At 77.0% G+C, this 13,487-nt stretch carries 12 protein-coding genes and 1 pseudogene; 7 read left to right on the top strand and 6 right to left on the bottom strand.

Annotation, left to right across the window (positions count from 1 at the left end):
- The 3 genes and pseudogenes from J5O08_RS19120 to dacB form a co-directional block, all read right to left on the bottom strand.
- Positions 1-321 (bottom strand): annotated as a pseudogene (locus J5O08_RS19120) (ATP-binding protein); the annotation flags it as partial.
- 1 nt (position 322) lies between these two features.
- Positions 323-1,405 (bottom strand): zinc-dependent metalloprotease, encoded by a 1,083-nt coding sequence (locus J5O08_RS19115; RefSeq protein WP_218708486.1) that lies wholly within the window; start codon positions 1,403-1,405, stop codon positions 323-325.
- A 62-nt stretch (positions 1,406-1,467) separates the two neighbouring features.
- The gene (gene dacB, locus J5O08_RS19110) at positions 1,468-2,856 is read right to left on the bottom strand and encodes a D-alanyl-D-alanine carboxypeptidase/D-alanyl-D-alanine-endopeptidase (RefSeq protein ID WP_308281728.1); all 1,389 of its coding nucleotides are present in this window, start codon (positions 2,854-2,856) and stop codon (positions 1,468-1,470) included.
- A 191-nt stretch (positions 2,857-3,047) separates the two neighbouring features.
- Between dacB and J5O08_RS19105 the strand changes: the two genes are divergently transcribed.
- Positions 3,048-3,545 carry an inorganic diphosphatase gene (locus tag J5O08_RS19105; RefSeq protein WP_146835884.1) on the top strand — a complete coding sequence of 166 codons (498 nt, stop codon included), beginning with the start codon at positions 3,048-3,050 and terminating at the stop codon, positions 3,543-3,545.
- A gap of 102 nt (positions 3,546-3,647) precedes the next feature.
- Here J5O08_RS19105 and J5O08_RS19100 read toward each other — a convergent pair whose 3' ends face one another.
- Positions 3,648-5,000 (bottom strand): NlpC/P60 family protein, encoded by a 1,353-nt coding sequence (locus J5O08_RS19100; protein ID WP_218708484.1) that lies wholly within the window; start codon positions 4,998-5,000, stop codon positions 3,648-3,650.
- A gap of 559 nt (positions 5,001-5,559) precedes the next feature.
- Between J5O08_RS19100 and J5O08_RS19095 the strand changes: the two genes are divergently transcribed.
- The 5 genes from J5O08_RS19095 (at position 5,560) to J5O08_RS19075 (ending at position 11,183) form a co-directional block, all read left to right on the top strand.
- A complete protein-coding gene (locus J5O08_RS19095) occupies positions 5,560-6,879 on the top strand; it encodes a bifunctional o-acetylhomoserine/o-acetylserine sulfhydrylase (RefSeq protein WP_217617071.1) in 1,320 nt (439 codons plus the stop codon).
- A gap of 86 nt (positions 6,880-6,965) precedes the next feature.
- The gene (locus J5O08_RS19090) at positions 6,966-8,171 is read left to right on the top strand and encodes a homoserine O-acetyltransferase (protein WP_308281727.1); all 1,206 of its coding nucleotides are present in this window, start codon (positions 6,966-6,968) and stop codon (positions 8,169-8,171) included.
- 47 nt (positions 8,172-8,218) lie between these two features.
- Positions 8,219-9,043, top strand: a complete 825-nt coding sequence (locus J5O08_RS19085; protein WP_218708482.1) for a maleylpyruvate isomerase N-terminal domain-containing protein — start codon at positions 8,219-8,221, stop codon at positions 9,041-9,043.
- 177 nt (positions 9,044-9,220) lie between these two features.
- Positions 9,221-10,183: a zinc-binding dehydrogenase gene (locus tag J5O08_RS19080; RefSeq protein WP_218708481.1), complete on the top strand. Its 963-nt coding sequence runs from the start codon at positions 9,221-9,223 to the stop codon at positions 10,181-10,183.
- 31 nt (positions 10,184-10,214) lie between these two features.
- Positions 10,215-11,183: an alpha/beta hydrolase gene (locus tag J5O08_RS19075; protein WP_218708480.1), complete on the top strand. Its 969-nt coding sequence runs from the start codon at positions 10,215-10,217 to the stop codon at positions 11,181-11,183.
- An 18-nt stretch (positions 11,184-11,201) separates the two neighbouring features.
- On the opposite strand, the gene J5O08_RS19070 is transcribed toward J5O08_RS19075, so the two are convergent.
- Positions 11,202-12,329 (bottom strand): hypothetical protein, encoded by a 1,128-nt coding sequence (locus tag J5O08_RS19070; protein WP_218708479.1) that lies wholly within the window; start codon positions 12,327-12,329, stop codon positions 11,202-11,204.
- A gap of 202 nt (positions 12,330-12,531) precedes the next feature.
- The gene (locus J5O08_RS19065; protein ID WP_154730165.1) at positions 12,532-12,825 is read right to left on the bottom strand and encodes an MTH1187 family thiamine-binding protein; all 294 of its coding nucleotides are present in this window, start codon (positions 12,823-12,825) and stop codon (positions 12,532-12,534) included.
- 189 nt (positions 12,826-13,014) lie between these two features.
- On the opposite strand from J5O08_RS19065, the gene J5O08_RS19060 reads away from it, so the two are divergent.
- Positions 13,015-13,431 carry a DUF4383 domain-containing protein gene (locus tag J5O08_RS19060; RefSeq protein ID WP_217617065.1) on the top strand — a complete coding sequence of 139 codons (417 nt, stop codon included), beginning with the start codon at positions 13,015-13,017 and terminating at the stop codon, positions 13,429-13,431.
- Positions 13,432-13,487 lie beyond the last annotated feature (56 nt).

Here is a 13,487-nt window from a genome sequence, read left to right as displayed (position 1 = left end):
GCCGCCCGCGCCGGCCGACGCGTCGACCGCCACCACCGCGACCGGGTCCAGGCCCAGCGCCCGGCAGCCCGCCGCGGCGCGGGCCGCCACCGCGGCGCTGCCGGGCTGCAGGCCGTGGTCGACCACCACCGCCCCGACCCGCCACCCGGGCTCGCCCCGACGCCCGGCCGACGCGGCGACGAACGCCGCCGCGGCCGCCAGCGCCAGCGAGTCCGGGCCGCCGGAGCACGCGACCAGCACCCGCGCGCCGGCCGGTAGGTCCGCGAGCGCGTCCGCGACGGCGCCGCGCACGGCCGCGACCGCGGGGTCGAGGCGCGCCACGTCAGCCGTGCACCCGGCGCACCCAGGCGGCCGGGTCCGCGATCTCGGTGGCCGACGGCAGCACGTCCGCGGCCGTCCACACCACGTTCAGCCCGTCGGTGCCGACCCGGCGGCGCACCGCGCGCACGAACGCCGCGCCGTCGCGGTACTGGGCGAGCTTCACGTCCATGCCGAGCACGGCCCGCAGCGCCTTGCGCATGCCGCCCGTGCCGGCGGCGCCGTCGCGGCGGGCCTCGAACCGGCGCCGGATGCGCCGCACGGACGGCACGACCGTGCGACCGACCGCGTCCATCGTCACGTCGGCGTGCCCCTCGAGCAGCGCCATGACCGCGCCGACCTCGTCGAGCACCACGCGCTGACCGGGGTCGAGCAGGTCGAGCAGCGAGCGCGGCCGACCCCCGCCCGCCCCGGCACCCGCGTCACCCGACGGGCCCTCGTCGCCGGCGGCGCCGTGCGCCCGGTCCGCCCGGTCCGCCCCGTCCGCCCCGTCCCCACGTGCCGGCCACGGCCACCGCGGCCGCGACCCCTCCTCCGCGAGCAGCACCCGCAGCCGGTCGCTCAGGTGGTCCGCCAGCCAGGGCGCGGACGCGAACTGCTGCGCGTGCGTCTGCTCGTGCAGCGTCACCCAGAGCCGGAAGTCCGCGGGGTCGACCCCGAGCGCGCGCTCGACGGCCAGCACGTTGGGCGCGACGAGCAGCAGCGTGCCCCGGCCGCCCCACGGGTCGTACTGGCCCAGCACGGCCCCCGACAGCAGCCCGAGGACGGCGGCCACCTGCCCGGCGCCGGCCGCGCCGCGGAGCCCCCGGTCGGCGCGCAACCCGACCCGCGCGGTCAGGCCCTCCAGCGCCCGCACGTTGGCACGCGCCCAGGAGGCGCGGTCGACCACCCGGACGTCGTGCGCGGGGGCGGCCGGGTCGGCGGGCGCCATCCGGGTGATCCGCGCGACGTGCTCGGCCGCGACGGGCGCGGCGGCACGCAGGTCGGCGACGACCGCGGCCCGCTCGGCGCGCGTGGCGGCGGGCCCGGACCGCACCGCGCGCGCGGCGAGCCGGGCCGCCAGGTCCCAGTCCACGGCCGGCTGCACCCGCCCACCGTAACCAGGGGCGTGCGCGCGGTCGCCGCCGAGACGGCGAGAACGGGCGGGGGTCAGCCGCGGCAGCCGCAGCCCGCGAGCTGCGAGACGAACCCGTCCAGCGCCTCCCGCGGCTGGGACTGGCCCACCGCGCCGGTCTGGTCGGCCATGAGCACGAACAGCAGCAGCCGCCCGTCGGCGTCGAGCACCGAGCCGGCCAGCGAGGTGACGCTCGTGAGGCTGCCGGTCTTGGCCCGCACCAGCCCGGTCGCGTCGCCGGAGCGGAACCGTCCGGACAGGGTGCCGGTGAGGCCCCCGACCGGCATGCCGTTGCTGACCTCGCGCAGCTCGGGGTGCGCGGGGTCGACGACGAGCTCCAGCAGGCCCAGCAGCATCCGCGGCGGCAGCGCCGACCCGTCGGCGAGCCCGGAGGCGTCGGCCAGCGTGGCGCCCGCGGTGTCGACGCCCAGGGTCTGCGCGGTGCGCAGCACGGCCTGCGTCGCGCCCTCGAAGCTGCCCGGCAGGCCGAGGTCGAGCGCGACCATCCGCGCGACGACCTCGGTGATCGTGTTGTCCGAGGTGTCGAGGAAGTACTGCGCGACCTCCGGGACCGGCGCGGAGGACACGACGCCGAGCACGTCGCCCGTCGCGGGCGCGGACACCCGCGCGGGGGTGCCGGTCACCGTGATCCCCGCCTCGCCGAGCCGCGCGGCGAACTCCGTCGCGGCGTGCATCGCCGGGTCGGTGCGCCGCGGCGGGTACTCGCCGGCGGAGATCTTCGCGATGTCGACGGCGAGCGGCGCCACCGGCGCGACGAACCCCATGGCGATGTCCGCGGGGTCCCAGCCGGGCGCCGTGGCGGGGCCGCTGAACAGCGTGTCGTCGAGCCCCAGCGTCACCGTGTCCCGGCCCGCGAGCCGCAGCTGCACCGCGACGAGCGCCGCGAGGTCGGCGAGCCCCGCGCGGCCGTTCACGGCGTCCGGGTCGCCCGCGCCGGCCGCCAGCATCATGTCGCCGCCGCCGACCAGCACGATCTGGTCCCCGGCGCCCTGCCGCACCGTGGTGTCGAAGGTCTGGTCCGCCCCGAGCCGGGTCAGCGCGGCCACGCCGGTGACGAGCTTGGCGGTCGACGCCGGGGTCCGGGCGTCGTCGCCCGCGTGCTCCCCCAGGACCTCGCCGGTGAGCGCGTCGGCCACGAGCACGCCGACCGTCGGACCCAGCCGGGCGTCGCCCGCGAGCCCCTGCACCAGCGCCTGCACCTGGCCCGCGTCCGGCACCGGGGTGGCCGCGTCCAGGTCGGCGAGCACCGTCGCACCGGCCCCGGTCGTCGTCGCACCGGGCGCCTCGGGGAACGGGGCCGCCGGGGCGGGCTCGGGCGCGAGGGTCACGAACCCGGGCGCCACGTCGTAGGCGTCCGCGGTGACGTAGGCCCCGCCCGCGAGCACCACCACGAGCGCCGTCACGCCGATCGTCCTGCCCGCGCGCGCCACCGCACCTCCCGTTCGCGTCCCGTTCTCCCGGCCCGGGCCACCGCCGAGCCGTCCGTGCGTCACACTAGGGGCTTGAAGGCGACGCGCCAGCACCTGGCACGCCGCCGTGATCAGCTGCCCGCCGCGGCGCCAGGGTCGCCGGCGGCGGAGACGAAGGAGCAGGTGTGGAGTTCGACGTCACGATCGAGATCCCCAAGGGCCAGCGGAACAAGTACGAGGTCGACCATGCGACCGGACGGATCCGGCTGGACCGCATGCTGTTCACCTCGACGCGGTACCCGGACGACTACGGGTTCATCGACGGCACCCTCGGCGAGGACGGCGACCCGCTGGACGCGCTGGTGCTGCTCGAGGAGCCGACGTTCCCGGGCTGCCTGATCCGCTGCCGCGCGCTCGGCATGTTCCGCATGCGCGACGAGGCCGGCGGCGACGACAAGGTGCTCTGCGTGCCGACGGGCGACCAGCGCGCCGCCTGGCGCCAGGACATCGACGACGTGTCGGACTTCCACCGCCTGGAGATCCAGCACTTCTTCGAGGTCTACAAGGACCTGGAGCCCGGCAAGTCGGTCGAGGGCGCCCACTGGGTCGGCCGCGCCGAGGCCGAGGCCGAGATCGAGCGCTCCCGGCAGCGCGCGATCGACGCCGGGTACGACCAGCACTGACCCGCGCCGCCGCCCCCGCGCGGGGCGGCGACCCGGACGACGGAGGGCCCCGGAGCGCAGCGCGCGCTCCGGGGCCCTCCGTCGTGGTGCGGGGTCGGCGGGTCAGCCCACCCGGCCCGCGTAGGCCATCGAGTTCGTGTACCGCATGGGCGAGATCTTGACCGGGACGCCCTCGCGCGGCGCCTCGAGGATCTGGCCGCCGCCGATGTAGAGGGCCACGTGGTAGACGCTGCTCGCGTCGTTCTTGTTCGTGCCCCAGAACACCAGGTCGCCCGGCTGCAGGTCGCTGTACGCGATCTTGGTCACCTGGCGGTACTGGTCGCGGGAGGTGCGGTTGAGGGTGACGCCGGCCGCGCGCCAGGCGCCCTGGGTGAGGCCGGAGCAGTCGTACCCGTTGGGGCCGGTGCCGCCCCAGACGTAGGGCAGGCCGAGCTTGGTCCGCGCCCACGCGATCGCGGTCTCCGCCTTGCTCGCGGACACCGGCGGCGGGGTCGTCACCGGCGGGGTCGTGACCGGCGGGGTCGTGACCGGCGGCGTCGTCACCGGGGGCGTGGTCACCGGCGGGGTCGTCGCGGGCGGAGGTGTGCTCGGCGTCGACGGCGTGCTCGGGGTGGACGGCGCGGCCGTCCCGCCCCCGGCCGCCGGGGTCGAGCTGCCGCCGCCCGCGGCCGGCGTGCTCACGGCGGGCACGGTCGTGCGCTCGGCCTGCGCGGCCGCCTCGGCGCGCTGCTGACGCTCGGCGTCGATCTGGTCCTGGCGGGCTTGCTCGACCTCGGCGCTGGTGTTCCGCGCGACCGCGAGCTGCTGGATGAGGCCGGCGCGCTCGGTCTGCGCGGAGGCGACCGCGGCGTCGGCGTCCGTCTGGGCCTGCTCGGCCGCGTCCAGGGCGTGCTGCGCCTCGGCGGCGGCCGACTCCTGCGCGGCGGCGGCCTCATCGGCCTTCGTCTTGAGCGTGGTGGCGACCTGCTCGGCCGCGAGGTAGCCCTGCACGGCCTGGTCGGCCTTGGAGCTGACGTGCGACAGGGCCTCGCTGCGGGCGACGACGTCCTCGAAACCGTCGGCGGACAGCAGGGCCTGCACGGTGTCCATCGAGCCGCCGGAGCGCGCCGCCTCGCGGGCGATCGCGACGAGCGTGGCCCGGGCGTCCGCGAACTTCTCCTGCGCCTCGTCGTACTGGTCGGACGCCTGGGCGGCCTGCTGCTGCGCGGACGCGAGGTCGGCCTGGGCCTGGGCGTACGCCTCACCGGCCTGCTGGACCGCGACCTGGCTCGTCTCCGCCTGCGTGCTCAGCTCGGCCAGCCGGACCTCGATGCCCGCGACCGCCGAGGACGCGGACGACACGGCCCGCCGGGCGTCGCGCACGTCCTGGTCGCTCACGTCGGGGTCGGCCAGCGCCGCGCCGCTCGCCGGCAGCAGCAGCACCGCCGCCGTGATCGCCGCGGCTGCACCGCGCACCGCGCGCGCTCGTCTCGTCCGCACCTGCTCGCCTCTCGTCAGCCGTCCGCCACCCCCCGCGCACCGCGTGCGCGACCAGGGCCGGCGGAGTCCCGCGCCCCGCTCAGGGACGCTACCGGGGAAAATCACAGAAGTGAACACGAGTCACACCGTTCACACGAGTCACATCGGCGTGGTTCGGGACGAACCGGACACCGGAGGGGACGAATCACCCGCGCGGGCGACCTCCGACCCCCGTGACGTGCCGCTCGACACCCGCGCGACCGCCCTCCGTGGACAGTGCGTCTCACATCGTGGGACGACTGTTCCACGCCCCGGCGCCCGCTCCGTACTGTGGGCGGCATGTCCCGCCGAATGTGTCGCTGACCAGCGCACGCTCGGCTGTGCCCGCAGGCCCCCGACGGGCCGCGGCCCCGGCGCCCCGCTGACGGCGACCGCTCGTCGCCCGGGGGCGCCGCACACCGGCACCGGCCGCCCGGGACCCCTCCTGGCACGACGCGCGTGCGCACCGCCCACCACCCCGCACCGCCAGCCCCCACGCACCGCCAGGAGACAGACGATGACCCAGTCGCAGTGGTCGTTCGAGACCCGCCAGATCCACGCCGGCCAGACGCCCGACAGCGCCACCGGCGCCCGCGCGCTGCCGATCTACCAGACGACGTCCTACGTGTTCCCCGACGCCGGCGTGGCCGCCGACCGGTTCGCGCTCAAGGACCTCGGCCCGATCTACACCCGGATCGGCAACCCCACCGTCCAGGCCGTCGAGGACCGGATCGCCTCCCTCGAGGGCGGCGTCGGCGCGCTGCTGCTCGCGTCCGGCCAGGCCGCCGAGACGTACGCGATCCTCAACATCGCCGAGGCCGGCAGCCACGTCGTCGCCAGCCCCAGTCTGTACGGCGGCACGTACAACCTGCTGCACCACACGCTCCCCCGGTTCGGCATCGAGACGACGTTCGTCACCGACCCGCACGACCCGCAGGCGTGGCGCGACGCGGTCCGCCCGAACACCAAGGCGTTCTTCGCCGAGACGGTGCCGAACCCGAAGCAGGACGTCCTGGACATCGAGACCGTGGCCGGCGTCGCCCACGAGTCCGGCGTCCCGCTGATCGTCGACAACACGGTCCCGACCCCGTACCTGATCCGGCCGCTGGAGTGGGGCGCGGACGTCGTCGTCCACTCCGCCACCAAGTACCTCGGCGGGCACGGCGCGGCGATCGGCGGCGTGATCGTCGACGGCGGGACGTTCGACTACGGCGCCGACCCCGAGCGGTACCCGTCATTCAACACGCCCGACCCGTCCTACGACGGCCTGGTGTTCGCGCGGGACCTCGGGAAGGACGGGGCGTTCGGGGTCAACCTCTCCTACGTGCTGCGCGCGCGGGTGCAGCTGCTCCGCGACCTCGGCGCCGCGATCAGCCCGTTCAACGCGTTCCTCATCGCCCAGGGCCTCGAGACCCTGTCGCTGCGCGTCGAGCGGCACGTCGCCAACGCCCAGAAGGTCGCCGAGTGGCTGGAGGCGCGGGACGACGTGCTGTCGGTGACCTACGCCGGCCTGCCCTCGCACCCGCAGTACGAGCTCGGACGCAAGTACGGCCCGAACGGCACCGGCGCGGTCCTCGCGTTCGAGGTCGAGGGCGGGGCCGCCGCCGGCCAGGCGTTCGTGTCGGCCCTGGAGCTGCACTCCAACGTCGCGAACATCGGCGACGTCCGCTCGCTGGTGATCCACCCGGCCTCGACCACGCACAGCCAGCTGACCCCCGAGGAGCAGGCGCTGTCCGGCGTCACGCCGGGGCTGGTCCGGCTCTCCGTCGGGCTGGAGGGGATCGAGGACATCCTCGCCGACCTCGACGCCGGCTTCCGCGCCGCCAAGGGGGCCTGAGCGACCCCGTGCCCACCACCCGATCCACCCCGACGGGCGCCGCGACCCCCGCGGCGCCCGTCGGCGCACCCACGTCAGGACGGCCCGTGCCCGACCGCAGCACCCGCACCACCCCCGCCGCCGGCCCGGGCGACCCCACGGGCGACCGCAGCGGCCGGCCCGCGCCGAGCACGCTCCCCCGGGCCTCCTCCGCCTGGCGCGACGGCGACCCCGTCGGCCGGCGCCGGTTCGTCGAGCTCGGCGCGCTCGACCTCGAGGCCGGCGGCCGGCTGCCCGACGTCCGGCTCGCCTACGAGACCTGGGGCACCCCCGCCCCCGACGGCTCGAACGCCGTGCTCGTCCTGCACGCCCTCACCGGCGACTCGCACGTCACCGGTGACGCGGGTCCCGGCCACCCGACGCCCGGCTGGTGGTCGACGCTCGTCGGTCCCGGGGCGCCGATCGACACCGACCGCTGGTTCGTCGTCGCACCGAACGTGCTGGGCGGCTGCCAGGGCAGCACCGGCCCGGCGAGCACCGCGCCCGACGGCCGACCCTGGGGCAGCCGGTTCCCGCAGCTGACCGTCCGCGACCAGGTCGCCGCCGAGCTGCGGCTCGCCGAGGCGCTCGGCATCGGGTCCTGGGCCCTGGTGGTCGGCGCCTCGATGGGCGGGCAGCGTGCGCTGGAGTGGGCGGTCACCGCGCCGCACCGCGTCCGGCGGCTCGCGGCGATCGCCACCTCCGCGCAGACCTCGGGCGACCAGATCGCCTCGTTCCACACCCAGCTCACCGCGCTTGCGGCCGACCCGCGGTTCCGCGGCGGCGACTACTACGACGCGCCCGACGGCGAGGGCCCGCACGTCGGGCTCGGGCTGGCGCGGCAGATCGCGCACCAGACGTACCGCAGCGCGGCCGAGCTCGACGCGCGGTTCGGCCGGATCCCGCAGGGCGGGGAGGAGCCGCTCGACGGCGGCCGGTTCGCGGTGCAGTCGTACCTGGACCACCACGGGGACAAGCTCGCGCGCCGGTTCGACGCGAACACCTACGCCGTGCTGACCCGGTCGATGATCACGCACGACCTGGGCCGCGACCGCGGCGGAGTCGAGGCGGCGCTCGCCACGGTCACCGCGGACACGCTGGTGGTCGCCGTCGACTCCGACCGGCTGTTCCTGCCCGAGCAGTCCGCGCGGATCGCCGCGGGGGTGCCGGGGGCGCGGCCGCTGCGCACGCTGCGGACGCCGTACGGGCACGACGGGTTCCTCATCGAGCACGAGCAGCTCGGGCCGCTGGTCCGGGAGCACCTGGAGGGCTGAGGCGGACGCCGCGCCGGGAGCGCGGCGGCGTCTGGCACGCTGACCCCATGCAGACCGGGATCGGGGACGTCACGGAGCGCACCGAGGTGCTGCGCCGGCAGTGGGGCGCGCTGCGCGACTGGGTCGGCGACGTGCTGGACGCCGACACCGCGCGGGCCGCGAGCGTGCTGGACGGCTGGAGCGTCGCCGAGCTGGTCGCGCACCTCGGCCGGGCGATGGACGCGCTCGCCGTGTGCGAGCCCGCGCCCGCCGGGACCGTGCCGCTCAGCCTCGCCGAGTACCTGGGCTCGTACGCGGGCCGGGCGGCGGACATCGACCGGGTGACCAAGGAGCTCGCGGCCGAGATCGCCGACGACCCGCTGCGGCACGTCGACGCCCTGGTGGCGCGGGCGCTGCGCCGGGCCGACGAGCTCGGGCCGCAGGACCGCGTGGTGCAGGCCCGCCGGGGCCCGGTGCTGCTGTCCACGATGCTGGCGTCCCGCATCACCGAGCTCGTGGTGCACGCCGACGACCTCCAGCGCTCCCTCGCCCGCGCCCGCGGCGCGGCCCCGGGGTCGCGCGCGGAGCTCGGCACCGGGGTCGGCCCGCTGCCGGGCGTGCCGGGAGGGTTGGGGCCGGAGGGCGGGCTCGGCGACGGCGTCACCTCGGCGGGGCCGGTCGACGGCGACGCGCTGGACCTGGTGGCGACCGAGCTGCTGCGCATCGTGCAGGCCCGCGGCGGCTGGGACCTCGACGTGGTGCAGCCGCTGACCTGGGTGCGCCTCGCCGCGGGCCGGGTGCTGTACGACGTCGACGTCCTGGCGGCCGCCCTGGCGCCGCGGTTCACGTCGGACTCGGTCCCGGACCTGGGCCGCATGCTCCCGCTCCTCTGACGACGGCGCCCGTCTCGCCGAGATGGCAACTCTCGGCTCTCCGCGGGCGTCCCGGCACAGCCGAGAGTTGCCATCTCGACGGGTTCTCGCGGGGTGCGGGCGGGGTTCTCGCGGGGCGGGGGCGAGTTCTCGCGAGGTCCCGGGGCGCGCCGCGGCGCGCGGGCTAGTGTCGGGAGCATGCTCGCCGCGACGGTCACCCGGTTCTCGCCCGACGACCCCCTGGCGGGTCTGACCGTCGGGGAGCACCCCGAGCCCGACGCCCGCGAGCACTGGACGACCGTCGACGTCCGCGCGGCGGCCCTCAACCAGCACGACCTCTGGTCGCTGCGCGGCGTGGGCCTGAAGCCCGAGCAGCTGCCGATGGTGCTGGGCACCGACGGCGCCGGCGTCACCGCCGACGGCCGGGAGGTCGTGCTGCACGCCGTGGTCGGCGGCGCGTCCGGGCACGGCGTCGGTCCGGCGGAGCCGCGGTCGCTGCTGTCCGAGCGGTACCCCGGCACGGTCGCCGAGCGCGTCGCGGCGCCCACGTGGAACCTCGTGGCGAAGCCGGCGGAGCTGTCGTTCGTCGAGGCGGCGTGCGTCCCGACCGCCTGGCTCACCGCCTACCGGATGCTGTTCACGACCGGCCGCGCGCAGCCGGGCCAGCGGGTGCTGGTGCAGGGCGCGGGCGGCGGCGTCGCGACGGCCGCGATCCTGCTCGCCGCGGCCGCCGGGCTCGAGGTCTGGGTGACCAGCCGGGACGAGCGGCGCCGGGCCCGGGCTCTGGAGCTCGGGGCGGCGGGCGCCGTCGCGTCCGGCGCGCGGCTGCCCGTCCGGGTCGACCTGGTGGTCGAGACCGTCGGCGCCGCCACGTGGTCGCACTCGGTGCGCTCCGTCCGGCCGGGCGGCACGATCGTCGTCGCCGGCGCCACCACGGGAGACCCCGCCGCCATGGAGATCCAGCGGGTGTTCTTCCTGGAGATCGCGGTGCTCGGGGCCACGATGGGCACCAAGCAGGACCTGGAGCAGCTGCTCGCGTTCCTGGCCCGCACCGGCGTGCGGCCGGTCGTCGACTCGACCGTCCCGCTGGCCCGGGTCGGCGACGGCCTGGCACGCTTGGCGCGCGGCGAGCAGTTCGGCAAGGTCGTCGCCGAGGTCTGACCGGCCGAGGGGCCGACGAGGGGGGCGCGCGATGGCCGGCCGCTGGCACGAGGACGTCCTGGGCGAGGACTACCGGGTCCGCACGATCGACCTGGCGCCCGACGACGAGGGCGAGGTCGTCGCCAGCCTGGTCCGGTACGCCCCGCCGACGGCCGAGGCGTTGCGGCCGTCCCGCGCCGTGCTCTACCTGCACGGCTGGTCCGACTACTTCTTCCAGACCGGGCTCGCCGAGTTCTGGCACGCCCAGGGCGCCGCGTTCTACGCCCTCGACCTGCGCAAGTACGGCCGCAGCCTGCGACCGCACCAGACACCCGGCTACGTCGACGACCTGCGTACCTACGACGAGGAGATCGAGGCGGCGCTCGACCAGGTGCACCGCGACCTCGGCCGGTTCGCGCGCGTGATGATCATGGGCCACTCCACGGGCGGCCTGATCGGCGCGCTGTGGGCGAACCGGCACCCGGGCCGGCTCCACGGGCTGGTGCTCAACTCGCCCTGGCTGGAGCTGCAGGGCGCCGCGGTCGTCCGGCACGCGAGCGCGCCGGCGATCGCCCGGCTGGCCCGGCTGCAGCCCAAGGCGCCGCTGCCGAACATCGACCCGGGCTTCTACGGCCGCACGCTGCGGGCCGCGGACGGCGGGGAGTGGACCTACGAGGACGCCTGGCGACCCGTGCCCGCGTTCCCCGTCCGCGCCGGCTGGCTCGCGGCCATCCTCGCCGGGCACGCGGAGGTGGCCCGGGGGCTGCACATCCGGGTGCCGGTGCTCATGCTCGCGTCCGACCGCACCGTGATCAGCCCGCGGTGGAGCGAGGACATGCGCGCCGCGGACGTCGTGCTCGACGTCGAGCTGCTGGCCCGCCGCGCGGTGCAGCTCGGGCCGGTGGTCTCCGTGGTGCGGATCGCGGGCGGGCTGCACGACCTCACGCTGTCGCCCGCTCCGGTCCGGGCACGGCTGTACGCGGAGATCGGCCGGTGGACGGCGGCGTACGGCTGGTCGTGAGCGACCGCCGGACCCGGCTCAGGCGCCGACGGCCTCCCCGAGCGTCGGGCCGTCCTCGCCGAACCGCCACACCCGCCAGCCGTCGGTCGGCCGCTCCAGGTCCGCGGCCGCGGTCGCGGCACTGCTCGGGTCGGCGTGCACGCTGCCGTCCTCGAGCTCGATGAGCCCGTCGACCCGCAGCGTCGCGACCAGGCGCTGGTTGCGGCGCACGCGGTGCCACACGAGCTCCAGGTCCCGGCGCTCGGCAGCCGCGAGGGCCTCCAGCTCGGGCAGCGGCTCGGAGGCCACCGCGGTCGCGTCGCCGTCGCGCGGCGCCGGGACGTCGTCGACGACCGGCGGGATGAGCGTGGTCTCGTCCGTGCGCGGCGCGGGCCGCGGCTCCGGGGCAGGGGCGGCGTGCCGGTGGTGCTCGGCGCCGTCGGGCGCGGCGGGAGCCCCGGCGGCGTCGGGGCGGTCGGCGGCGTCGGGGCGGACCACCGGCGTCGGGTCGGTGGGCGCCGTCCCGCGGTGCCCGCCCGAGGTCGCCGTGCGGGCCGCGGCCACCGGGACCGCACCCGTGCGGGGGCCGGGCTCGACGGCGCGGCGCTGGCCGGGGGTCGCGCGCAGCGGCGACACGTCGACGTAGCGGCGCCCGCCGGGGCCCTGGGTCACGCCCAGCCGCAGCACCTCGACGCCGCCGCCCGCGGTCACGTGGTCGACGGCCTCCAGCACGTCCTCCGCGACGTCCGCGCACACCACGACCAGCCGCGCGCCCGGCGGCACCGGGCCCTGCGAGCGCAGCACGGGGGCACGGTCGCGGAACACGGCGAGCTCGGCCTCGAACGCCTCCGGGCCGCCGCGGTACATCCGCGCCAGGTCCGCGCGGCTCAGCCGGGCGGCACCGCCCGCGTGCCGCAGCGCGCGCACCAGCGCCGCCTCGTCCAGCAGCTGCACGACCTCGACGACGACCGGGCGCGAGGCCGCGTCGAGCGCCAGCAGGTGGGGGCCGCCGTGGGCGCCCTCGCGCACCGTCAGCACCTGCTCGCCCAGCAGGTCCGACGCGTGCTCCGCCACGAGCGCGGACGAGTCGGCCTCGAACGCGTCGGCCCGGGGACGCATCGGCTGGACGAGGGTCCCCTGGCCGCCGTCGAGCTCGAAGATCGCCATCAGTCCGCTGCACCCCTTCTCGCGGCCCCCGCCCGGACCGCCCCCCCGCGCCTTCCGCCCCGCTGCCGGGCGCCCGGCACCGCCGGGCGCTCCACCCCGCGGAAGTCTTCCATCGCCGGGACCTCACCGGGTCCCGGCCCCGCCCATCTGCACGAGATGTCCACGCCGGCGCGTCCCGGCCGCCGCCCGGACGCGCGCGCCGTCACGCGGACAGGTGCTCCTCCAACCGCTCGACCTTGCCCGTCAGCTCACCGGTGCGGCCCGGCCGGATGTCCGCCTTGAGGACGAGGCTCACGCGGCCCGCGTGCCGGCCGACCGCCTCGGACGCCCGCTTCACCACGTCCATGCACTCGTCCCACTCGCCCTCGATGGTCGTGAACATCGCGTCCGTGCGGTGCGGCAGGCCCGACTCCCGGACCACGCGCACCGCGTCGGCGACGGCCTCGGTCACGGACTCACCCGCACCGAGCGGGGACACGGAGAACGCCACGAGCATGCCTCCCACCCTGGTGCACGGGGCGGGGATCCGTCCAGCCCCCGGACGGGTGCGGGGCCTGCGCGGACGGGTGCGGGGCGCTTCACCCGCAGGTCGCACCCATCCGGCCCCGCCCCCGCTCCGAACCCCCACCAGCGCACGCTCCGTGCGCCACGTCAGCGGGGACGCACCCCGGGAGGAGAGATCACCATGGGCCAGTCTGCCAACCGCCTCGTCGGCGGGATCTTCGGCGCCGTCTACCTGCTCGTCGGGATCGCCGGGTTCTTCGTCAGCTCCGGCGCGGACTTCGCGGGGACCGAGGGCGGGACGCTGATCTTCTTCGAGGTCAACCCGCTGCACAACATCGTGCACCTGGCGATCGGCGCCGCCCTGCTGGGCGCCGCGCTGTCCTCGGTGCGCGCCGCGCGCGGCGTGAACACCACCGTCGGCGCCGTCTACCTGCTGGTCGGCCTGCTCGGCCTGTTCCTGGTCGGCTCGTCGGCGAACATCCTCGCCCTGAACGGCGCGGACAACGTGCTGCACTTCGCCAGCGCGATCCTGCTGCTCGGCGTCGGCCTCGGCGCCGACCGCGCCGCCACCGCCCCGGCCGCGGCGCGCCGGGCGTGAGCGGGTCGCTCGCCGGCCGCGTCCCCGGGTCCGCGCGGGGGCTCCTCGGCCGCGCG

The sequence above is a fragment of the Cellulomonas sp. PS-H5 genome (assembly GCF_019265565.1).
Taxonomy (GTDB): Bacteria; Actinomycetota; Actinomycetes; order Actinomycetales; family Cellulomonadaceae; genus Cellulomonas.
Note: the sequence above shows the minus strand (reverse complement) of the source record. Positions and strands in the feature narration are given on the sequence as shown.

Bases quoted from the DNA above. Each gene is read 5' to 3' on its own strand.
- J5O08_RS19095 (WP_217617071.1), top strand. From the start codon at position 5,560: ATGACCCAGTCGCAGTGGTCGTTCGAGACCCGCCAGATCCACGCCGGC.
- J5O08_RS19085 (WP_218708482.1), top strand. From the start codon at position 8,219: ATGCAGACCGGGATCGGGGACGTCACGGAGCGCACCGAGGTGCTGCGC.
- J5O08_RS19080 (WP_218708481.1), top strand. From the start codon at position 9,221: ATGCTCGCCGCGACGGTCACCCGGTTCTCGCCCGACGACCCCCTGGCG.
- J5O08_RS19075 (WP_218708480.1), top strand. From the start codon at position 10,215: ATGGCCGGCCGCTGGCACGAGGACGTCCTGGGCGAGGACTACCGGGTC.
- J5O08_RS19070 (WP_218708479.1), bottom strand. From the start codon at position 12,329: ATGGCGATCTTCGAGCTCGACGGCGGCCAGGGGACCCTCGTCCAGCCG.
- J5O08_RS19065 (WP_154730165.1), bottom strand. From the start codon at position 12,825: ATGCTCGTGGCGTTCTCCGTGTCCCCGCTCGGTGCGGGTGAGTCCGTG.
- J5O08_RS19060 (WP_217617065.1), top strand. From the start codon at position 13,015: ATGGGCCAGTCTGCCAACCGCCTCGTCGGCGGGATCTTCGGCGCCGTC.